Here is a 21,570-nt window from a genome sequence, read left to right as displayed (position 1 = left end):
ATTTACAACCGTGGTCTACCAACGTCCTTGTTCGATTCGCCAAGCACGTTGAACGGTGGGACAAGGAACAGCATGAGCAAAGCCCTCACTTCATTCGCATTGGTCGCCATTTTGACGGCTCTGCTGATGGCTCTCAGCCTGGCAGTGGCCAGGCATGGCTATCCCTATGGTGCGATCGGCGCAAAACGCCTGGACGACGTCGCCGATGCCGGGACGTTCATCCCGCTTGCTTCAGTGTATTTCTTCAGCGCGCTGCTGATGATGATCCTGCCGATTCGGGCCGCCGGCGTCGTCCTGACGAACGCAGCAGATGCGATCTTCTGGACAGTCATCGTGTTGTTCGCGGCTATCATTGGCGGCCTCGCCGCCAGATGGGCTTTCGATCGAAGCAATATCTTGCCGGCACTGCTGAATTGGCGCTTCCTGTTTGTCGCCGCCGTAGTCGGATGCCATCTCTTCATGAACGAGTTGCGCCGCAATATCCTGCTGAGAAGCCTGTTCTTTGTCGTCTTCACCGCTGCGACTCTGGCCTGCCTGTTGTGGTCGTTCACCATCTGAGAACCCGCGCAGGCGCTGGCTTTGACGGCTTAATTCTTGTCGACAGGCTTCGAACGCATGCGCGAAACGGTTTCGCGTTCCGCCCGCTTCGAACGCATAGGCGGCAGGCCGCGATCGATGAGGTCCATGTCTTCCAGCACCATGTCGCCCATGCGCCTGAAGGCGATGTCGAGCGCGCCGGCCCGGTGGGCGGAGCGCAGGAAGCCAGTCAGCGAGCGCACGGGATGATCCTGCGCCAGCGGCTCTTCCGGAAACACGTCGCTGGCGGCGACGATGTGACCACTGCGAACGGCGTCCATCAGCGCCGGAAATTCGACCACTCCTGCGCGGCTGAGCAGGATGAACGCGGATCCTTTGCGCATCCTGGCAAAGGCCTCAGTGCCGAGAAAACCCTGGTTTTCGCTGGTCACCGAAGCGACGACGAAGACGAAATCGCTGGCGGACAAAACCGTGTCGAGCGAAGCGGGCTCGACGCCGTTCTCGATAAGGATCGACGGCGGCAGCCACGGATCGAAAACCTTTGTCCGCGTGCGAAAGCCTGACAGCAGCCGGTTGAGCGCGCGGCCGAGATCGCCGAAGCCGATGATGCCGACGTCCGCACCGGAGAGAAGCCGTGCCGTCTGGTTGCCGTCGCGGCCCCACAGCTCCTTGCCTTGACGAAACGCGAGATCGGCGTCGACGATGTCGCGGGCGAGGTTGAGCGCCATGGCAAGGCCGAGTTCGGCCACCGGCTCGGCGAAGACCAGGCCTGTGGTGACGACATGGATGCCGCGCGTAAACAGCGTCTCATACGGCATGTTGTTGATGAGGTTGCTCTCGACGTTGAAGACGCAGCGCAGCGTTTGCATCTTGTCGAGCGTCTCCGGCGCGATCGGCGGCTGGCCGACAATGTAGCGCGCCTCGGCGAGCAAATCGGCCGGCAGAGCCGCGACGCCTTCGGGCGACGTCTCGACGATACGGTATCTGGCGCGGAATCTCGCCAGTGCCTCGGGCGTGAAAATCAGGTCGAGCGTGCGTGGCTCGGGCGCGCTGATCACCAGCGGCAACGCGCTGTCGGACATGGCAGTTTCCTCCTGGTGCGATCCGCGTCGCACCATACTAGAATCATGGTTTACCACCTCGACACCTAAGCAGGCTTGCCGGGCTTCGCCTGCATAGGTTTTTTTGTTTTGTCGCAGGTTTCTATCGGAAAACCGTAGGACACTTTTTCGAAACCTGCTTAGCACATGCCTGTCGAGGAGGAGAACTTTGCCGCCGGCGGCCTTGCGGTATGGCGGCCGGTGGTCCAGATAGACGCCAATCGAAGGACGACAAGGAAGACAGCGACATGATCCCGTTTCGAAAGAACCTCATCGATGGCGAGTGGGTGGGCGATGCCGGCTCCCGCAACATCAACCCGTCCAATCTCGACGACGTGGTCGGCGAATATGCGTCGGGGGGCGCCGAGCAGGCCCGGCAGGCCATCGCGGCGGCGAAAGCGGCATTTCCGTCATGGTCCCGATCGGGCCTGCTGGCACGCCATGCGGTGCTGAGGAAGGCGTCGGACGAGATCACAGCGCGGAAAGATGAAATCGGCCGGGCGTTGGCGCGCGAGGAAGGCAAGACGCTGGTCGAGGGCATCGGCGAGACCGTGCGGGCCGCCCAGATCTTCGATTTCTTCGCTGGTGAGACGCTGCGCCTGTCTGGCGAGCTGGTTCCGAGTGTGCGGCCCGGCGTCGGTGTCGAGATCACGCGGGAGGCGGTCGGCGTCGTCGGCATCATAACGCCGTGGAATTTCCCGATCGCCATCCCGGCGTGGAAAATCGCTCCTGCCCTGGCCTATGGCAACACCATTGTCTTCAAGCCGGCCGAGCTGGTTCCGGAGAGCGCCTGGACCATTGTCGACATATTGCACCGCGCCGGCCTGCCGAAGGGTGTGCTCAATCTCGTGATGGGCAAGGGTTCGGTGGTCGGCCAGGCCATGCTCGACAGCCCTGACCTCAATGCCATCACCTTCACCGGCTCGGTCGGCACCGGCAAGCGCGTCGCTGCTGCCAGCGTCGAGCACATGCGCAAGTTCCAGCTCGAAATGGGTGGCAAGAACCCGCTAGTTGTGCTCGACGATGCAGATCTTGCCGTCGCCGTCGACTGCGCGATCAACGGCGCATACTTCTCTACCGGCCAGCGCTGCACGGCATCGTCCCGCCTGGTGGTGACGGACGGCATCCATGACCGTTTCGTCGACGCGATGAAGGATCGCCTGGGCAAGCTGGTCGTCGGCGACGCGCTCGATACCAAAACCCAGATCGGACCCGTGGTCGACCAGAGCCAGCTGAAGCAGGACGAAGACTATATCGCCATCGGCCGCCAGGAGGGCGCCGATCTCGCTTTCGGCGGCGAGCGGCTCGATCGCGAAACCCGCGGCTTCTACCTGCAGCCGGCGCTGTTTACGCAAGCCACCAACGCCATGCGCATCTCACGCGAGGAGATCTTCGGCCCGGTCGCCAACGTGATCCGCGTCAAGGACTATGACGAGGCGCTGGCGGTGGCCAACGACACGCCGTTCGGGCTGACGTCGGGCATCTGCACGTCGAGCCTCAAGCACGCCACGCATTTCAAGCGCAACTCGGAGGCCGGCATGGTGATGGTCAATCTGCCGACGGCGGGCGTCGACTTCCATGTGCCTTTCGGCGGACGCAAGGGATCGAGCTACGGCCCGCGCGAGCAAGGCCGCTACGCGGCGGAATTCTACACCACGGTGAAGACCGCTTATACGTTCGCCGGCTAATCAAATCGGTGACTTGCCAAGCGAGACGAACATGCGAGCCGGCCGATGACGCCCCTCCTAGCAAGCGCGAGTTGCTGGGAAGGGCGAACATCTTCGTGCCCGACACGACAGCGACAGCTGGGCAGTAGCCGTCATTCAGCACGGGTCCTTGGGAGGAGGCTCGCCGGCTGCGACAGCCAGCCGCCGCTGAACCCAGCCTTGCACAGGCCGCGACGGATATGCGGGCTCAACCGCATCAGGTCCCAGATTAGGCGCGAGCGGTGATTTTCGATCATCAGCACGACAATGCCCTGGTCCAGTCCGTAATGCGCATCCGATATCCAGCCACTCGGCCCGAACTTCCGCCGGTTCGCCAGCGTCGGGTTGAAGCCGCTCGGCATCCTGAAACTGTCGATCACCTCAGGGTGGCGTTCTCTGAGGTGGCGCAGCGCCGGCAGGCAGATTTCCGGCGCGAAGGGCAGCGATGCGAGATACGACCACGGCGCTATCGTTCCGTCGTCGGGGCCGAACGGTGCGCCGCGCGCCGCGTAGCCGGAAAATTTGCGCGGTCGCCGCTCGATCTGCGCGCGGAAGTTGCCGGGTCCGTCACCCGCCGAAAGGCCCCAAAGTCCTTCGCCGTAGCCGTCGTAGCCAGAGGGGTTGTGCCGCGCATAGTCCCGGTGAAGGTAGGTCGCGCGGCGGCTGTTTTCGAAATAGTCCGAGTTCTTCTCCCGCATGAACGCATCCCGGATGCCGTCGAAGTCAATCCAGGCATGCGAGAACTGGTGCATGAACAGCGGGCCGCCATAGAGCACGTCGTAGCCGTAGATGTTTTCCCACTGATATGTCGCCGTCCAGCCGGCATAGCTGTCGTCCGAGGCTGGCTTGTCCGGGGCGGCCATTGCCAGAACGTAGAGCATCGTCGCTTCGTTGTAGCCTTCCCAGCCATAACGCAGAAAGCCGCTCTTCGGCCTCCAGCCCTGCCGCAAGGTCGAGTTGCTGCCTTGCGCCCATCGCCAGTCGACGCGCCGGTAGAGCACTTCCGCCAGCTCGCGGATTTCGGTTTCTTCGTCATTGTCGCCTGTGAAATAGGCGCCAGCCACGAGCACGCCGGCCATCAAAAGCGCAGTGTCCACCATCGACAATTCGCATCGCCAGGCGCGCAGGCCGGTCTGCATGTCGAGGAAATGGTAATAGAAGCCTTTGTGCCCGGTGACGTTGTCGCCATTGCCTTGCCGGCTGTTCCAGAAGAAGCGCAGTGCGGCAAGCGTCAGCTTCGCGGCTGTGTCTCGCGTCATCCAGCCGCGCTCGACCCCGACCGGATAGCAGGACAGGGCGAAGCCGACGACCGCGATGCTTGCCGGCCAATTTGGCCGCGAGGTGTCGGCGACCAGCCCGTTCTCGGGATTCACGGTTTCCAGAAAATAGCCGAAGGCCGCGCACTGGAAGCGGTCGAGCAGATCTTCGTCGGACAGTGGAGGTTCGACCCTAAGCAAACGACGTAAACTCCAGTCCGGCGGCCCTGGTGGTAGATCGCCCGATTTGCTTCAATAGGTGGCCCGGCCGCCGGAAATGTCGAAAACGGCGGCCGTCGTGAAGGAACATTCCTCGGAAGCGATCCACGAGATCAGCGCCGCCACCTCCTCGACCTCGCCGAACCGCGCCATCGGTATCTTCGACAGCATGAAATCGATGTGCTGCTGGCTCATCTGCTGGAAGATCGCGGTGCGCACGGCCGCCGGCGTGACACAGTTCACCGTCACCTTGGTCTTGGCCAGTTCCTTGCCCAGCGACTTGGTCAGGCCGATCACCGCCGCCTTGGAGGTGCTGTAGGCAGAGGCATTCGGGTTTCCCTCCTTGCCGGCGATCGAAGCGATGTTGACGATCCTGCCGTAATTGCGCTTGAGCATGTGCGGAACCAGTGCCTTGTTGCAGTAGAAGGCGCCATTGATGTTGATGTCGATGACCCGGCGCCAATCCTCCACCGAATAGTCCCAGGTCGTCGTGTTCGGTCCGGTGATGGCCGCACTGGTGACCAGGATATCGACCGCGCCAAGGGTATCGAATGTCTGCTGAGCGGCCTGTTCGACCGCTAAGGGATCGGCGACGTCGACTGTCACGCTGTGCAGGTTGGCAATGACAGCCTTCGCCTGCTCGATTTGGGCGGGGTCACGATCCCAGACGCAAACGCGCCCGCCCTCCCCAGCGATTCTTTGCGCGACGGCCAGGCCAATTCCCGACGCGCCACCGGTGATCACGGCCGACCGCCCGGCAAACCGTCCCGCAAAACTCATCGTCATGTGCTCGTCCTCCCAATCGGCGGCGAATGTGAAGTCAACGACAGAGAAGTTCAAGCCGGAGTCTGGAGCCTCCGAACAGCTTCGTGGTGGGCCAGTAGCAGGCGGTTGAGAAGCCCCTCCTGGCTGTTACCTCTCCATATGATACTGGGGCTGCGGTCGCGGCGAGACGGCAGGGCCGTCCGAGCGACTCCCATGGGCGCAGTTCAGACGTTCTTGATCGACTTCCAATGGCTCAGCCGCTCTGCGATCAACTCCACGCGCCGCTGATTGTCGCGTCCGTCCAGGATGCTTAAGTCCTCCGGATCGGCGCGCAGGTAGACCCCGGACGTGCGCGCATTCACCTCGGGGTTCGTGTCCGCGCGCGTCGTGAAATACCCGGATGCGCGATCGGCGGACTCCAGCCGGATCTCTCCCGTCCCGTACAACTGCGACGCGTTCGCATCCAAGGGCCGTTCTCCATTCCAAAAGTAGAAGATGCCGGGAGGCTCCTTTCTCTCCTTTACCGCCTCGCTCCAGTATCTGGCTGACAGACTACCATTCTCTTGCCATGAGCGGCCGGCCAACTCCAGCGCACCATCGCGGCCTCGCGAGATACGCAAGAGGCTCACGGCGGACGGCTCCCTGGCGGAGCGCTCCGTCAGGGAAAACTGCCACCAGAAGCCCTCTATGCGGGCGACGCGACTTTCGTTCTCGATCGCATTCCGAAGCTTTTGGTTGATCGCCCTCATCTCCGCGCCGGTCGTCGCCTCGCCATACCTTACGGAGGTGAGGCCGAGGAGATCGCTTGGAAGCTTGGAGCCGTTGGCATGGAGGATGAACGTCCGGCGCATTCCAAGGACTCCGCCGAAAAGCCCGGCCTCGAAAACCACATTGTCTCGTGGAGAAGCTTGAGCGGATGCCGCCGCAGACGATGCCGGCTGGCTCACACTGGTCCAATCGTCCTGAGCGAACACGAAAGCGGCGAAGTCGACTTCACGCGTAAGCTCGAGGAGGCGCCCCAGGGTGGTTGTCCCCGGATTGAAGGACGTCGTCCAAGGTTCCACATGCGCGATGTCTTCAAGACCGCGTGTCAGCGCCTGCAGCAGTTTTTTCTGCTTCCCCGAAGAGCCCAGGAAGATTCGAGGTTTGTCCATCCGTTTGCTCCAACCCAGCAGATCGGGGACGACCAGCGCCTGCCAATTGTTCGTGTGGCCATCGTCTGGTTGTCCCGGAGATAGCGTACGCGGAGGGCCTCATTCATTGCAACGGATGCAACGAATGCCGGCTGCTATTTTTCGGTCCGGTGCTGAAAGAACTGCAAAAACAGTTCCGCGCGGTGGTGATGCCGAGCCTCTCATAAATGCGGCGGCGATGGTTTTTGACGGCGCCGACAGCGATGCCCAGCCGTGCGCCGGGATGCTCGGGTTCTTGCCGCACGGCCTGTCGTGGCCTTTTACCGCCGTCCCGGGGGCGCCTTATGGCTGTTTTTGCCTCATTTGGGTGACAGGCTGCGGGGGATGGGTTATATTGCACTGCACAATGGAAGCGTTCGCGCATGGTGGCGCGGCGGCGAATCGGCATTGAACTGCATGGACGGGAATTCGCTACCGAGATGAAGATTCCAAAATCTCTGTTGGTCGACCCGGAGAAGAGCACGGTCTACGGCACATTTGCTGTTGCCATCTCCGTTTGGGCGTTCTCCTACTCTTCCGTTTTCGGCCAGATCCTGATCCTGGCCTACTATGCGGTCTGGCTTCCGCTGATCCTGGTCGACTACCGGCGGCTGTTGCGACATGCCTCCACCGCGTGGCTCCCGCTGGCGTTTGCATTCTACGTCTGCCTCTCGGTGTTCTGGTCGGATGCCCCCGGCATCACGTTGAGGACGGCAATCCAGTATTGCTCCCATATCGCCTGCGCCTACATTGCAGCACGCACCGTCAGCGTCCGAACGTTGACGATAGGCTCACTGATTGGGATTTTTGTCGTTCTGCTCTATTCGCTGAAGGTCGGGGGTTATTCCTATGATATGCTCGACGGGACGTACAATTTCGTCGGCGCATTCAGCTCCAAAAACCAGATCGGCTTTGTCGCATCGCTCGGCATCTATTTTTGCATTGTCTTCCTGGTCTTCCTCAGACGCGGCCGGACAAGCCTTTTCCTGACGGCGCCGGTCCTCGTCCTGTCGGCCTATCTGCTGGTCATGGCGCATTCCGCCACCTCGACGGCTTCGATACCGGCAGCTCTCGCTCTGGTGGCTCTGCTTACCATGGCCAAGAAGCTTTCGCTCCGCTACCGACGGGTGATTTTCCTAGTCGGCGCATTCGGGCTGGTCGTGGTCACCGTGATTGCCTTTGCGGGACTTCTGGATTTCATCCTTGGCGCCTTCGGAAAGGATTCCACGCTCACCGGACGGACCTATCTCTGGGAGCAGGGCTGGGATGCGGCGCAGCAAGCACCGATCCTCGGCGTCGGCTACGCGGCTTATTGGGTGCAGGGTTTCGCCGAGGCCGAGCGGCTTTGGAACGAATTCTACATCACGACCCGAAGCGGCTTCCACTTCCACAACACCTATATCGAAGCCCTCGTCGAGCTTGGCTATGTCGGGGCGACGCTGATGTCGCTGATTATTGTGCGCACGCTGTGGGGCCATATATCGGCGTTGATATTCAGGACATGGCAAGCCGAGTCCGTGATTCTTGCCGGCGTGATGGTGCTTCTGTTCATCCGATCCTTCGTCGAGATCGATACCTTCAACCCCTATATCATGGGCTCTTTCCTCCTGTACTACAGCTACTTCAAGCTGGTGAGGGTGCCTGTCGCCCGTCCCCGGTGGGCCGCAGCCAACCTCGCGGAACCAGAAACCGCAAGGGGCTAAGCAAAGCGCCAAATATCGTCTTGATGTTCGTTTGCTAAGATTAGTATCAAAATAAATGTAATCCTGGGACGCCACAAATTCGCGAATTATTCGGGCAGGATTTCCCGCAGCCATGCTTCGTGGGGGCGACCACGGACCCAGATCCAATTACGCGATGATCCCCGATTTCGACGCCAGGCAGGATTATTGTATTGAACTTCGGACGAAGACGCCGCCTAACAACGCTCAGGCCAACAATCATCACGCAGGCAGCTTCTGAAGCGGCGGCGAGAGGCACTTGCTCCTTCCACCCTCGCCCCAGTTGGGCTTGCCACCTATTGATCAGGCCCTAAGGGTTAGGAGCGCATACCATGCGAACCGCTTCACGAAGGGAAGCGTCAGAACCACCGAATCGACAGCTTTGCCAACGGTGTAGACGGTTTCCGAGATGCTTCGCGGCATCAGCGCGCTTCCTACGGAGCACAGGCCGAAATAGTCCACCTGGACATTGCTGAAATAGCGGCGGGCCAACGCGAAGTCCGAAATTAACAAAGGATGTTCATCGGCGGTGCGGATAAGGGGTGTCCGCCTTCTGAAGGCATTCAGGAGAGGATTGTGTCCCATCGGCTCGTAGAAGGACGCCACGCCGTTCGGCTTCAAGACACGGACCACATCGGAAAAACACCGGTCCAGGTCCAGGTGATGGATGATCCCGCGTCCATACACCAGGTCGAACTTGTTGTCCTCGAAGGACATGGCTTCCGCATTCATCGCCAGGAATGTAGCGTTCGTGCTTCCAAGCGTGCTCGCCCGTTCGTTCGCCTTGTTTACTGCTACATCCGAAATATCGATCCCCGTCAGAGATCGGCAAAGATCGGGCAGGTGCAGGGAATGCAGGGACCACCCGCCATCGGAGCAACCGTACTCGAGCACGTCTGCGTTCTTCGACAGGCGTTTTATTTGCTCGTCTTGACGTTCAGCGCCGTGACGAATTGTTCGATACCACTTGTCCAGGCTTCCTCTTGGATCCTCCTCCTGACTGAATCTGAGATTGTGAAATTCTCTTTCTCGACTGACGATTTCGTCCCTTTCACTGTGCACGACAAAGTCCTCCTCGGATTTAAGTTGCAACTAAAGCACAACATCTCCTTGCGCTGCAATTACTCCACGTCCCGAGGTTGGCGGTAGGCCGGTTTGTCGGGGCGGCGAGCACAGTGTTGGCGAGTTCAAGGTCGAACTCGTCCGAGTCGAACTCTTCGCCGATCCAGTCGATCTGTTCGGCGTGATCTGATCAGCCGATCGCTCGAAGGCCTATTGGCTAGCCATCGGTACCAGCTTCACCTTGATCACGTCCCCGGGCAGTACGGGCGTGTCTTCGCTGGCGGTGATTGCGCTGGTCTTGCCGTCGACCATCCGAACCAGGCTAAACGTCATTGCCGGCTCTTCGCCGTCGCGATAGCGTTGCAGTGCCGGGTTCCCCGACATGGCTTCGGCCATCAGGCCTGTTTGCATGTTCATCTTGAGCATCGTTGCACTGAGATCGGCTTCTACCTGTTGCCGGTCGGCGGCCAGGTCCGCATTCTGGGTGTTTTCCAGGTCGATGGCATCTTGGGTGGCTTTGCTGATCGCCTGCTTGGCGGTGAGGATGGCCGTGTCGTAATCCAGGATCTGGCCTTCCAGGTCGGCGATCGTCTGTTGCGAACCCAGAACCCGCGTGTTGACGACAAGGCCTTTCTGCGCCAGCGAACCGATGCCGCTGAGCTGTTCTTTTGCCAGGTCGACCTGCCGCTGCTGGTTGACGATCTTTTTCTGCAACGATTCGATCTCGCTCTGCAGCAGCTTCTTCAAGTCGTCGAGCGCCTGAAGGCGCAGTTTGAGCTTCTTTTGGTCGGCTGTCAGGATCGCCATCTCGTCGGCAACGATACTTGCCAGCTTCGGATCGTCGCCCAACTCCTTCGGTACGTCGAATATCGGCTTGTCCGCGATCTCCGCTTCGATGCGGGCGCGCCTGACGATCAGTCGGACCCGTTGGTCTTGGAGAACGTCAAAATCGCCCTTGGCGTTGATCATGTCGCGGTCGTACCGCTGTCCTTCTGGGCTCCGCCGGACACCGCCGGCGATGCTCATCGCCCTCAGCACGGTCAGGTCCGGCACGTAAGGATACTGGCCCGGCGTCTGGACCTCCCCGGAAATGTAGAACGGCCTGTACTGCGCCATTTCGACGGAGGCTTCCGGCCGGTCCGCCAGGGCGAGCTTGCGCTGGAGCGCCTGGCCAATCGCTGCCGCGATCTCGGATGTCGTCTTGCCGGATGCCGGCATCTCGCCGACGAACGGCACGGACAATGTTCCGGCCGGGCCGACTGTGTACTCTCCGTTGACGGCCGTCCAGTCGCGGAACGTGCCTTCAACGGTCTGCCATTCGGCCACGCGGACGGTCAGCTTGTCCTGCGATCCAAGGCGGTACTCATCGGCGGCGGCGAGTTGGGGAATGGTGAGCGCCAGCGCGAGGCAAGTGGTCAAAAGCCGCATCCGCCGCATGCGATTGCTAACAATGCCAGCGCTGGAGATTTCGAAGATGTCTGTTTTCAACTGAACGTTTCCGATCCGCTTAGCCTCGCCCGATGAAACTTGCTGCAGAATGTCTGGCGTCTCGACAGTCACTCATCCACACAGAGACCGGGTCCCGGCCGGTCAGTAGCAGCCCCGCGACATCCAGACGGCAGGCACGGTCTTGATGATAATGCGAATGTCCTCGAATAGCGACCAGTTCTCGACATAGTGGCGATCGAATGCGACGCGGCTGTCATAGGAAACGTCGTTGCGGCCGCTGACCTGCCAGAGCCCGGTCAGGCCGGGGCGCGATTTCAGGTAATAAACAGCCGAACTGCCGTAGATTTCGAGCTCGTCGCGCACGACGGGGCGAGGACCGACAAGGCTCATGTCGCCCTGAAGGATGTTGATGATCTGCGGCAATTCGTCGAGGCTGAGCTTCCTCAGCACGGCCCCGACGCGCGTGACGCGCGGATCGTTCTTGAGCTTGCGGGTCGCTATCCATTCGGCGTTGGCATCCGGGTTGGCGGCAAGATATGCCGCCAGCACCTGTTCGCCATTCTGTACCATAGTCCGAAATTTGAGGCACGGGAAAATCCGTCCTCCCCGACCGATCCGGCTGTGACCGTAGAAAATCGGTCCGCCGTCAGAAAACTTGACAAGCAGCGCGACCATCACAAACAGCGGACTGAGAGCAACCAGGCCAATCAGTGAACCGGCAATATCGAAGCTGCGTTTGAGCAGGCCGCCGATTGGTTGAAAATCGATACCGGCCTGCGAAAATTCCGCGTCGGCCGGCTTGGCTACGTCCCTCATGCGTAAACTCCATACGTTGAACGGATGGTTTGCCGCACGATATCAAAAAAATGCTGCATCGCAACACACAATTTCTTGAGCGCCTGAAATAATCACGTCATGAATTGACTAAATAATAAACCGATCCTGCACAAATTCTGAACTTTATGGCGAGTTTGTGACAAATTATGGGCAATCGTGAAAAATCTAGTGCCTTTTTGGGATTGATTTTGGGCGAATCGCTCTTTGTGTCGCTTCTTCGAGTGTTTATCGTGCTTCATATTTGTAAATATAGGAAATATTTAAGGTAAAATACTGGTTAATATTGCGGCTCTTACGGGAGTGAGTCCATACCGGGTGATTGGCTGTGATGCCGATGTGTGCATTGCAACATGGCAGACTCGATCCCGCGAACTTATCCAAAATAATTTGCCGTTGGCCTTGCCCGCTATTGCACACCTTAATAGAGTTGCAGTTTGTTTCTGTCAGAGTATGGACAGCGTGGGAAGGCCGGAAGCAACCGGCCAAAAAGCGAGCGGCCTCAACAGCTCGCATGGCGAAGGGAGGCTCGGGGTGGGGCAATCATCGATTTTTGCCCGAGCAGGTTGACGGGCTGTCGGGTATGTCGCTACCAAAATTCATTGTCGGCATGATTTTCGCCCTGGCGATCGTGGCCGCCTGGTCTTATCTCGACGGCGCTTCGCTAGGCACAACGCTGTTTCGCACTATAGCCTGCGCCATTGTCATCCAGCTGGGCTACTTTCTGTTGGTTTTCGTCATGGTTGTCAGAAATCCCCCGACGTCGGCTGATAAGATTCGCGATGCCGAACGAAAGCTGAGTTCGGCCGAAACGGCCGATGGCGAGAAGTTCAGTGCCAGGAGAAGCCTCCACTGACCTGACGACAGGTAGCGTCAATCGGATTCCTAGCGGACTGCTCGCCCGACAACATCCTGGACAACCGGCTTCCGGATTTTCCTTCAGCCTCGGATCCTCTGATTCAGCCCCTAATATTGCCTAAACCCTGTCGATCGACCTGATGATCGCCGATTCGAGTGCGCTGACGGCTCCATCCAGAATGAGCAGGGACGGTGTGCGAAGCGGCCCGTCTATCCGCTGGCATTTCATCGCCCATAGATTTGCGCCGAGGCGACACCGAAAGGAAAGACTGGACGGGGCGAATGATTTTGACGATGCTTTGCTTCGCACCTGCAGCATAAGCGCCGGCTGACGCTTTTTCAAACAGCCGGCAGTCGTTGAGAACGAGAGCTGCATTGGACATTCAACGGGGAAGGGCGAGGAATCGGAGCTACCGTGCAGTCGAGAGGCGAATTGATGACAGAACCCCAGGTCTGCGTGATCATCGCTGCCCGCAACGCGGCGCGGACAATCCCGGTTGCCATCGCATCGGCACTGCGCGAGCCGGAGGTGGCGGAAGTCGTCGTCGTCGACGACGCCTCTACCGACGATACCGCGAAAGTCGCTCGGGCGGCCGACGATGGCAGCGGCAGGCTTTCCGTAATCCGGCTTGACGTCAACGGCGGTCCTTCCTTCGCCCGCAACGCCGCGATCGCCAGCTCCAAATCGCCGTTCATCAGCATTCTGGACGCCGACGATTTTTTTCTTGCGGGCAGATTTCGCGAATTGTTCGCCAGCGCCGATTGGGATTTCGCTGCCGACAATATCATGATGATCAGGGACGACGCGGCCACCGACGTCTCGAAAATCGCCCCTCCGCGGTTCTCGCCCGATCCGGAGTTCCTCGATTTCGAGCGTTTCATCGAAGGCAACATCTCCAGTCGTCGTGTGCAGAGAGGTGAGTTGGGTTTCCTCAAGCCGGTGATCAGCCGTGCTTTTCTCGACCGGCATGGGCTGAACTATGACGAAAACCTGCGACTGGGCGAAGACTATGAACTCTACGCGCGCGCGGTGGCTTGCGGTGCGCGCTTCAAGGTCATCAGGTCCTGCGGCTATGGCGCGATCGTCCGCGCGGATTCCCTGAGCGGCCGGCACAAGACGCAGGATCTCAAGCGTCTGGCCGACGCGGATCTGGCGCTGCTGGCGATCGACAGTTTGCCGGAAGGTTCTAAGGCCGTGCTCAGAAGGCACGAACGGCAGGTACGCGACAAGTACCGGTTGCGAAACTTCCTCGACATGAAGAATGAGCAGGGGCTGACATCGGCTGCGGCCTACGCCCTGGCCAGCCAATCCAACCTTATCCCCATCGTCCGCGGCGTGGCCGCCGACAAGCTGGATGCGCTGTTTCGCCGCGCTGGCTTTGGCTCAAAGCAGCCTGTGCCGCCGTTGCGCTTTCTCATGGCCGCAACCAGCCCGGCCGGCGAGACTTAAGCTTGTCCGCAGCCCGTGCCATGCCGATCCTGTCAACAGGCCCTTACCCCGCCCCATTGTGATGCGAATTTCCGATTCGCCACACTAGGTGGTTGCCTACTCGCCTTGGGGATGGCATGTATGTTGCGGTGCAGCAATTTTGGTTGGCTGTTTGAATCGGCCCGAAAATGTCCCCCTGTCAGAGGAGCTGGACGATGCGACAAGGTTTTGTTGGCCCGGATGGGCACGGGGGTGGCCTCAGGCCGACCATGAGTGCCAGGCCGACCATGACAGGAAACTGAGCGGATGGTCTCGATATTCGGCTTTAGATCAAGGGATCCGGCCCGAGACAGGCAGACCGACATCTCGCGCCTTGACCGCCTGGCAAAGCTGCTTGACCAGATCGCAGCCGAGGTCGAGGCGGAGAAAAACGGCCTTGAGAATCGCTATCGGACCAAGGCCACCAACGCGGCCTTCCTGGTCGAGGCGATGGAGAATGGGGCGGTCTCCTCCAGTAGATCCGCCGAGGTCAGCGAACTGACGAAGTCGATCCTGAATTGCGAGCGGCGCATCGCGGCGCTCGCGCGCCAGAACGAATTAATGAAGGATCTCCGTCATTCGCTGGATGCAATCTTCGACGAAAGCGTCGAGCGTAGCTCCACAACCAAGGCTGATTTCGCCAAGCCGGCTGCCGGCACGGGGTGAACTTCAAGGATCCTGGGTGGCGCCACAGGCAAGGGGTTTGGTGCCACAGCAAAAGGCTGCACAGGACAAAAAAAGCAACACAAGGAAGGTATTGGCAGACGGTCAAGATCATCTCGTTTCGTCATGGTTTGAACGTCGACTTTGGGTTGGGGGCGCACAGCACAAAGGTGAGTTTGGTATGAATGCGGATCCGAAAAGCACGTCCACCCCAGCAACCGGCGACAGGCCGTTCACGCGCACGATCAGGCAAGGGAACCTGAGGCAGCTATGTTCGGACGGCGCGTTTCTGCTGGTCGCACTCGGCAGCCTGATTGCAGGCCCGACCCCTTCCCGTTCGCAGGACATCCCGACTGCGCCATCGTTCGTCGATGATTTCACCAGCTTCGACCGTGCGCGCTGGTACATTGCCGACGGCTGGACAAACGGCAAATTTCAGAACTGCACCTGGTCCAAAAGCCAGGTCAAGCTTTCCGACGGCAAGCTGACGCTCGGTTTCGAAAAGCGGAAGCTGAAGGATCGCGACTTTGCCTGTGGCGAGATCCAGACCAAGAAGCGCTTCGGCTATGGCACCTATGAGGCGCGGCTGAAAACCGATGCGGGCTCCGGCATCAACGCCGCCTTCTTCACATATATCGGCCCCACCGATAAGCAGCCGTGGGATGAAATCGACTTCGAGGTGCTGACCAAGGACACGTCCAAGGTGCAGGTCAACGCCTACATAGCCGGCAAGGGCAACAATGAGAAAGTAGTGGATGTAGCTGGCGGCACCGACAAGGCTTTCAACGACTATGCCTTCGTCTGGGAGAAAGACCGGCTGCGCTGGTACGTCAATGGCCAACTGGTGAACACGATCACCGATCCGGCAAAGCTGCCCAGCCATGCGCAAAAGATTTTCTTCAGCCACTGGGGCAGCGACACGATGAAGGAATGGCTGGGGCCGTTTTCGGATCCGGGCCGCAAGCTCACCATGCAAGTTGACCGCGTCGCATTCACGGCACTGGGCCAGCCATGCCAGTTTCCGGAATCGCTGGCATGCAGCATAAAGTAAAGACTAATCTGAACCGGCCGGACCGAAAGCGCTCCGAAGTCTTGAACAGGAATGACACCAAATGAATTTGACGGTCTTTGGAATTGGTTATGTCGGTCTCGTGCAGGCGGCGGTGCTTGCCGAAGTTGGACACCAGGTGGTGTGCGTCGACATCGACGTGAAAAAGGTCGAGCGGCTCAATCAGGGCCTCATCCCGATTTTCGAGCCCGGGCTCGAAAACCTCGTCAAGGAGAACCATGCGGCCGGCCGCATCAAGTTCACCACCGATGCCGCGGCCGCCGTCAAGCATGGCCAAATCCAGATGATCGCCGTCGGCACGCCTCCGGGCGAGGATGGTTCGGCCGACCTCAAATATGTGCTGGCCGTTGCCGAGGCCATCGGCCGGGAGATGGACGCGCCCAAGATCGTCGTGGGTAAGTCGACCGTGCCGGTCGGCACCTGCGAAAAGATAAAGGCCAAGATCGCCGCGACGCTGAAGGCGCGGGGCCGCGAGGATCTGACTTTCGACGTCGCCTCCAATCCGGAATTCCTCAAGGAGGGCTCCGCGGTGGCCGACTGCATGAAGCCCGACCGCATTATCGTCGGCACCGGCAGTGAGGATACCGAGACGGTGATGCGTGAGCTTTACGCTCCATTCAACCGCAACCACGAGAAGATGATCGTGATGGATGTGCGCAGCGCCGAGTTCACCAAATACGCGGCTAATTGCATGCTGGCGACCAAGATCAGCTTTATGAACGAAATGGCGAATCTGGCCGAGGAGCTGGGTGCCGACATCGAGGAGGTCCGCAGGGGCATCGGCAGCGATCCGCGCATCGGCTATCACTTCATCTATCCGGGCCTCGGCTATGGCGGCTCATGCTTCCCCAAGGACGTGCGCGCCCTGATCAAGACCGCGGAAGGCGTCAAGTTCGATGCCAAGCTGCTGCGCGCGGTCGAGGAACGCAACAATGAACAGAAGTCGGTCCTGTTCGACAAGGTGAACCGCTATTTCGAGGGCAATCTGAAGGGCAAGACCTTTGCGCTGTGGGGCCTGGCTTTCAAGCCCAATACCGACGACATGCGCGAGGCGCCGGCGCGTGTGTTGATGGAAGCGCTGTGGAAGGCCGGTGCCAAAGTGCAGGCTTACGATCCCGAGGCGATGCAGGAATGCCAGGCCATCTACGGACTGCGCGAGGATCTGCTCTTGTGCGGCACCAAGGAGGCAGCGCTGCGCGGCGCCGATGCTCTCATGATCGCCACCGAGTGGAAGAACTTCCAGGCGCCGTCGTTCGATGCGATGAAGGATGCGCTGATCACGCCGATCATCTTCGACGGCCGAAATCTCTACGACCCGAAGGTCATCGCTCGCTACGGCATCGAATATCACAGCATCGGCAGGATGGCGGCGTGAGACCATGCGGGAAAGGCCGGTGACAAGGCCGGCTCGGACATCAAGGACGATCACGAGGGCGCCGATGAACGCGCTCGTGTCAGCAAGGGGTCTTATCTGATGGTGTTGGGCATCAGGCCGGAACAGATCGCCAACGAACATTTTGATCTTGTCGCTGTCGGTTCCGGTTTCGGTTCGGCCTTCTTCCTGCATGCGTTCGCCAAGCAGCGAAAGGCGCGCATTCTGGTTCTGGAATGGGGCCGGCACAACACGCATGAATGGCAGCTCGAGCAGAACGTCAACACCGACATCGAGGACGAGACCACCTACAAGACCAACTCCGACAAGCCGTGGAACTACACCATCGGATTGGGTGGCGGGACGAATTGCTGGTTCGCGCAGACGCCGCGCTTTCATCCGAACGACTTCAGGCTGAAAAGCCTCTACGGGGTCGGCAACGACTGGCCGATCAGCTATGACGAGCTCGAGCCGTTCTACTGCGATGCAGAGGACGTCATGTCGATCTCAGGCGACCCCGACATGGCGGCGATGATGCCGCGTTCCAGGCCGTTTCCCCAACCACCGCATCGCATGTCGACGCCGGACCGGATGATGAAAGCGGCGCAGCCGGACCAGCATTTTGTCGTGCCGACAGCCAGGGCGCGGGTGCCGACCGCGCAGCGGTCTTCGTGCTGCGCCAATTTGCGATGCGGGTTATGCCCGGTCGACGCGAAGTTCACCGCCAACAACGGCCTGATGCACGTCTTCGAGCATCCCGACGTTTCGGTCTGCCTTGGCGCTGAAGTGCGCCGGCTCGACCATGTCGGCGGATCGGTCCGTTCGGTCGCATTCGTTCATGAGGGCAAGGAGTATTCGGTCAGGGGCGATCTTTTCATTCTGGGCGCCAATGCCATCCAGAGCCCGGCGATAATGTTGCGGTCGGGCCTATCGGGCGAATTCGTCGGGCGCGGCCTGCACGAATCCTACGGATGGAACTTCGAAGCCTATCTCGACGGTGTCGACAATTTCGACGGAAGCACCATCACCACCGGCTTGAATTTCGGCCTTTATGACGGCCCTCACAGATCAGACCATGCGGCGGCGCTGGTCTATTTCGAAAACCGCTGGCAACACGGGATGCGCCCCGAAAAGGGACGTGTCCGTCAGACGCTTCCCCTCATCATTGTCACCGAAGACCTGCTCGACCCGGAGAATCTCGTGGTCCTGGACGAGGATGAAAACGCCTTCGTCAGTTTCAATGGGGCATCCGACTACGCGGTCAAGGGCATGGCGCGGGCAAAGGAGAAATTGCCGGCGCTTCTGGCTCCGCTGCCGGTCGAAGAGATTTTCGATCGCGGCATCCGGCGGACCGAGTCGCACGTCCAGGGCACGTTGAGGATGGGCGTGAGCCCGGCGGATTCGGTTGTCGACCGCGACATGATCCACCATCGGCTCAGGAACCTTGTTGTCGTCGGCTCGAGCACATATCCAAGCTGCTCCTGTGCGAACCCGAGCCTGACCGCGGCAGCCCTCTCCTTGCGGGCGGCGAGCCGGATAGCGGGAAAGGAAATGGCCGGATGATCAAGCTTTCGCGACGCGCGGCACTGGCCATCATGGCTGGCGGAGTTGCTTCGACCGGCATCGCCTACGCCGCCGTTTCCTCGCTTTCGGATGAGGACCTGGTGCGCGTCACGCTCGAAAGATATTTCGGCAGGCTGAACATGCGCATCGAGCATATGCAGCAGTTCGTTTTGGAGTTCCAAAAGCGGAATCCCTGGATATTTCCAAACGAAAAGCTGGGCGATGCGGTCACTCTGCTTGAGGCGCTGAAATTGGGCGCCGCCCGCCGGTTGCTGCCCGAACGGAAAAAAGAGGATCTGGGGCATTTCGACCGCTGGGTCATTGCCGAGTTCCATATGCTGACCGACTACGCCCGGCGCAGTTCGCCAACCGACCCGATCCGATTCACCGGATGGCAGCCATGCACCAATCCGTTCGCCAATTTAGAGATGCAGCAGGGTGCCTGAAGGCGGGTTGCAGTCACCATCCGTAAACAAGCGATCCGTCATCGTCCGTAAACTTGAGAATGCGACAGGAGCCGAAACCATGAAAGTGCTTTTTGCAGGCGGCAACGGTTACACGCCCCAGTTCAGCGGCGGTGTCCAGTCCAGCACTCATCATCTTGCCGAGCAGCTGCTCGAGCGCGGACATGAGGCGTCGGTGCTCGCCGCGCTGTTCGGCCAGGGCGTCTTCGGCTACAAGGCGCGCGCCAAGATGAAGCTTCTGAGGCAGCGAGCGGTCATCGACAGCTATCCGGGCTATCCGGTCGTGCGGGCTTGGTTTCCCTGGGAGGCGGCGGGTTTTGCCGTCGAAAAGCTGAGGCCGGACGTCGCCGTGGTCCAGTGCCACAAGTCGGTTCCGATCGGCAAGGCGCTGCAGGCCGAAGGCGTACCGCTGGTCGTGTATCTGAGGAATGTCGAGTTTCATGAATTGGGCGGCGATCTGCGCGAGCTGCATTCGGCGCTTTACATCGCCAATTCCGAGTTCACGGCGCGCTCCTACAAGGCAAAATTCGATATCGATTCGACGGTTATACCGCCGACCATCAATCCCGCACTCTACAGCACGCCGACGACGGGTGCGTTTGTCACGCTGATCAACCCCTATGAGGAAAAAGGTTTCGAGCTTGCGGTGCGCATCGCCGCCGCCTGCTCCGAAATCCCGTTCCTGTTCGTCGAAAGCTGGAAGCTCGATGACGATCATCGGGCCCGGATCGAGCAGACGATCGCGCCGCTCGGCAACGTCACGCTGGAGAGCCGGACCAGCGATATGAAGACGGTCTATGGCCGCACGAAAATCCTGCTCGCACCCAGCAAATGGGAAGAGGCCTGGGGCCGAGTGGCGTCGGAAGCGCATTGCAGCGGCATTCCCGTCGTCGGCTCGCGTCGTGGTGGCCTGCCCGAAGCGGTCGGCTCCGGTGGCGTGGTGCTGGACTACGACGCCCCACTCGCCGACTGGGTGGCAGTGGTCAGGCGTCTGTGGACCGACAGCCAGGAATATCGGCGGCTTTCCGCGGCGGCGCGTGCATTCTCCGAGCGCCCGGAACTCGATCCGGCGAGTCAGTTCGCGACCTTCTTCTCGATGCTAGAGAGGGCGACACGACAGCCTTCGCGGCAAGCCGCCTAATGCATGTCGCCCAAAAGTGCGTAGCGGTTTTGGGACAACGACTGCATAAAACAAACCTTAAAGCGCGTCGCGTGACGCGCTTTAAGTCCCGAAACCAGGTTCAGGCCGGTCGTTTGACCCGGCTCTTGAGCGTCTCGTAGCCGCGTTCGCCAAGCAGCGTGCGCGCGACGGTCTTGATCGCCGTCTTGCGCCCGTCGGGCGAACTGATCTCCTGCAATCTGTCCGGAAGGTTGCGTGCCGTCTGTCGAAGTGCCGGAAGCGACAACGTGTCGGGATAATTTATCACATGCGTTTCCACGCACAGCACCGGTTTGCCGGAAAGCTTGGCGATTTTTAGCGCCTGCTGGTGCTCGCTTTCGATGAACAGGATGGCATCGGATTTGCGGTAGAAATCGGCCTTGAAACTGCCATGCACGCCAAGCCGTTGCCGTTCCGCCTTGCTCGGCAGGTCAAGCATGATCAGCTTGTCGTATTCGATGCCGTGCTTTGCGAGCCATGCTTCGGTAAGCGCGCGGTATCTCTCGAGCCGGCTGGTGACGAGCCAGCCGATCTTGCGGGTCGGGCCAAAGAGAGGCAGTGCTTCGCTCAGAAATTTCTCATAGGCCGGGCCGTCGTCGTTCTCTGCTTCGGTCGGATCCAGGCAGAGCACACCGTCGATGTCGACGCAGCATTGCGCGAGGAATTTGTGGTGCATGAAATTCCACTGGAACATCCTTGGATGCGGCACGACTTCCAAGACGATGTCGGTTTCCTCGTGCTGTGGCAGCAGGCCGAACACAGCGGCAAAGGTGAAATCCGCCTTGATGCCGGCGGCCTCTACGCGGCTGCGTGCCTCGCGCATGGCGGCGCCGCCGCTGACGCTGTCGTCGATCACCAGAACCTTGCGCATGTCGGAAGCCTGCCGGTCGAGCGCGGCCCGGCGTTTGGTGACCCCCGAAGTATAGATCTTTCCGGCAAGGAAACTGTCTAGATCGGTCATAGGGATGTTCACCGTCAGGCTGAGCAGCGTGGCGGCGAGAATGCCGCTTCGGGGAACACCGACCACCAGGTCGATATCGCGCGGCAACCGGTGAAGGTTCCTGACAATGGCATCGTTCATGTCGGAGATCGATCGGTAGTGCATGGGATCAGGCCTGGTCCTCGTATGGATG

General features: G+C 60.0%; 19 protein-coding genes and 1 pseudogene. 11 read left to right on the top strand and 9 right to left on the bottom strand.

Translation table 11 applies throughout. The features are described 5' to 3' along the window. Nucleotides 1–72 precede the first annotated feature (72 nt). Nucleotides 73–558 (top strand): hypothetical protein, encoded by a 486-nt coding sequence (locus tag AC0NIE_RS01610; RefSeq protein ID WP_473484229.1) that lies wholly within the window; start codon nucleotides 73–75, stop codon nucleotides 556–558. Between the two features lie 29 nt (nucleotides 559–587). Here the strand turns inward: AC0NIE_RS01610 and AC0NIE_RS01605 are convergent, their stop codons facing one another. Next, the gene (locus tag AC0NIE_RS01605) at nucleotides 588–1,619 is read right to left on the bottom strand and encodes a hydroxyacid dehydrogenase (protein ID WP_473484226.1); all 1,032 of its coding nucleotides are present in this window, start codon (nucleotides 1,617–1,619) and stop codon (nucleotides 588–590) included. Between the two features lie 269 nt (nucleotides 1,620–1,888). Between AC0NIE_RS01605 and AC0NIE_RS01600 the strand changes: the two genes are divergently transcribed. Continuing rightward, nucleotides 1,889–3,325 (top strand): aldehyde dehydrogenase family protein, encoded by a 1,437-nt coding sequence (locus AC0NIE_RS01600; RefSeq protein WP_473484544.1) that lies wholly within the window; start codon nucleotides 1,889–1,891, stop codon nucleotides 3,323–3,325. A 131-nt stretch (nucleotides 3,326–3,456) separates the two neighbouring features. On the opposite strand, the gene AC0NIE_RS01595 is transcribed toward AC0NIE_RS01600, so the two are convergent. From AC0NIE_RS01595 to AC0NIE_RS01585, 3 genes are all read right to left on the bottom strand, one after another. After that, nucleotides 3,457–4,800 (bottom strand): glucoamylase family protein, encoded by a 1,344-nt coding sequence (locus AC0NIE_RS01595; RefSeq protein ID WP_473484223.1) that lies wholly within the window; start codon nucleotides 4,798–4,800, stop codon nucleotides 3,457–3,459. A gap of 51 nt (nucleotides 4,801–4,851) precedes the next feature. After that, a complete protein-coding gene (locus AC0NIE_RS01590; RefSeq protein ID WP_473484220.1) occupies nucleotides 4,852–5,604 on the bottom strand; it encodes an SDR family NAD(P)-dependent oxidoreductase in 753 nt (250 codons plus the stop codon). 203 nt (nucleotides 5,605–5,807) lie between these two features. Continuing rightward, entirely contained in the window at nucleotides 5,808–6,737 is a 930-nt protein-coding gene (locus tag AC0NIE_RS01585) for a TIR domain-containing protein (RefSeq protein ID WP_473484217.1), read from the bottom strand. A gap of 458 nt (nucleotides 6,738–7,195) precedes the next feature. On the opposite strand from AC0NIE_RS01585, the gene AC0NIE_RS01580 reads away from it, so the two are divergent. Further along, a complete protein-coding gene (locus tag AC0NIE_RS01580; protein WP_473484214.1) occupies nucleotides 7,196–8,458 on the top strand; it encodes an O-antigen ligase family protein in 1,263 nt (420 codons plus the stop codon). Between the two features lie 81 nt (nucleotides 8,459–8,539). Here the strand turns inward: AC0NIE_RS01580 and AC0NIE_RS01575 are convergent. The 4 genes and pseudogenes from AC0NIE_RS01575 to AC0NIE_RS01560 all read right to left on the bottom strand — a co-directional run. Beyond that, nucleotides 8,540–8,648: pseudogene (locus AC0NIE_RS01575) on the bottom strand (acyltransferase); the annotation flags it as partial. Nucleotides 8,649–8,779: 131 nt separating this feature from the next. Next, entirely contained in the window at nucleotides 8,780–9,568 is a 789-nt protein-coding gene (locus AC0NIE_RS01570; RefSeq protein WP_258120744.1) for a class I SAM-dependent methyltransferase, read from the bottom strand. Between the two features lie 180 nt (nucleotides 9,569–9,748). Further along, a complete protein-coding gene (locus AC0NIE_RS01565) occupies nucleotides 9,749–10,975 on the bottom strand; it encodes a polysaccharide biosynthesis/export family protein (RefSeq protein ID WP_473484543.1) in 1,227 nt (408 codons plus the stop codon). A 153-nt stretch (nucleotides 10,976–11,128) separates the two neighbouring features. Beyond that, on the bottom strand, nucleotides 11,129–11,803 hold the full coding sequence (locus tag AC0NIE_RS01560) for a sugar transferase (protein ID WP_095493866.1): 675 nt from the start codon (nucleotides 11,801–11,803) through the stop codon (nucleotides 11,129–11,131). A gap of 532 nt (nucleotides 11,804–12,335) precedes the next feature. Between AC0NIE_RS01560 and AC0NIE_RS01555 the strand changes: the two genes are divergently transcribed. From AC0NIE_RS01555 to AC0NIE_RS01520, 8 genes are all read left to right on the top strand, one after another. Further along, complete coding sequence (locus AC0NIE_RS01555) at nucleotides 12,336–12,677, top strand: exopolysaccharide production repressor exox (RefSeq protein WP_473484211.1); 342 nt, start codon at nucleotides 12,336–12,338, stop codon at nucleotides 12,675–12,677. Nucleotides 12,678–13,115: 438 nt separating this feature from the next. Continuing rightward, nucleotides 13,116–14,129, top strand: coding sequence for a glycosyltransferase family 2 protein (locus tag AC0NIE_RS01550; RefSeq protein WP_473484208.1), 1,014 nt, complete (start codon nucleotides 13,116–13,118; stop codon nucleotides 14,127–14,129). Between the two features lie 285 nt (nucleotides 14,130–14,414). Continuing rightward, nucleotides 14,415–14,813 carry a single stranded DNA-binding domain-containing protein gene (locus AC0NIE_RS01545; protein WP_473484205.1) on the top strand — a complete coding sequence of 133 codons (399 nt, stop codon included), beginning with the start codon at nucleotides 14,415–14,417 and terminating at the stop codon, nucleotides 14,811–14,813. Nucleotides 14,814–14,991: 178 nt separating this feature from the next. Beyond that, complete coding sequence (gene exoK / locus AC0NIE_RS01540) at nucleotides 14,992–15,861, top strand: endo-1,3-1,4-beta-glycanase ExoK (protein ID WP_473484541.1); 870 nt, start codon at nucleotides 14,992–14,994, stop codon at nucleotides 15,859–15,861. A gap of 61 nt (nucleotides 15,862–15,922) precedes the next feature. Beyond that, on the top strand, nucleotides 15,923–17,254 hold the full coding sequence (locus AC0NIE_RS01535) for a UDP-glucose dehydrogenase family protein (RefSeq protein WP_473484202.1): 1,332 nt from the start codon (nucleotides 15,923–15,925) through the stop codon (nucleotides 17,252–17,254). Nucleotides 17,255–17,353: 99 nt separating this feature from the next. Continuing rightward, nucleotides 17,354–18,814: a GMC oxidoreductase gene (locus AC0NIE_RS01530; RefSeq protein WP_473484199.1), complete on the top strand. Its 1,461-nt coding sequence runs from the start codon at nucleotides 17,354–17,356 to the stop codon at nucleotides 18,812–18,814. Beyond that, nucleotides 18,811–19,260 carry a hypothetical protein gene (locus AC0NIE_RS01525; protein ID WP_123146383.1) on the top strand — a complete coding sequence of 150 codons (450 nt, stop codon included), beginning with the start codon at nucleotides 18,811–18,813 and terminating at the stop codon, nucleotides 19,258–19,260. The genes AC0NIE_RS01530 and AC0NIE_RS01525 overlap by 4 nt, the downstream gene beginning before the upstream one ends. A 79-nt stretch (nucleotides 19,261–19,339) precedes the next feature. After that, nucleotides 19,340–20,419, top strand: coding sequence for a glycosyltransferase (locus AC0NIE_RS01520; RefSeq protein WP_258120737.1), 1,080 nt, complete (start codon nucleotides 19,340–19,342; stop codon nucleotides 20,417–20,419). A 100-nt stretch (nucleotides 20,420–20,519) separates the two neighbouring features. Here AC0NIE_RS01520 and AC0NIE_RS01515 read toward each other — a convergent pair whose 3' ends face one another. Beyond that, nucleotides 20,520–21,542 carry a phosphoribosyltransferase family protein gene (locus AC0NIE_RS01515; protein ID WP_473484196.1) on the bottom strand — a complete coding sequence of 341 codons (1,023 nt, stop codon included), beginning with the start codon at nucleotides 21,540–21,542 and terminating at the stop codon, nucleotides 20,520–20,522. Between the last annotated feature and the right edge of the window lie 28 nt (nucleotides 21,543–21,570).

The organism is Mesorhizobium sp. WSM4842, assembly GCF_055901575.1.
The sequence above is the reverse complement of the archived record's forward strand: the minus strand, read 5'-3'. Positions and strand labels throughout refer to the sequence as shown.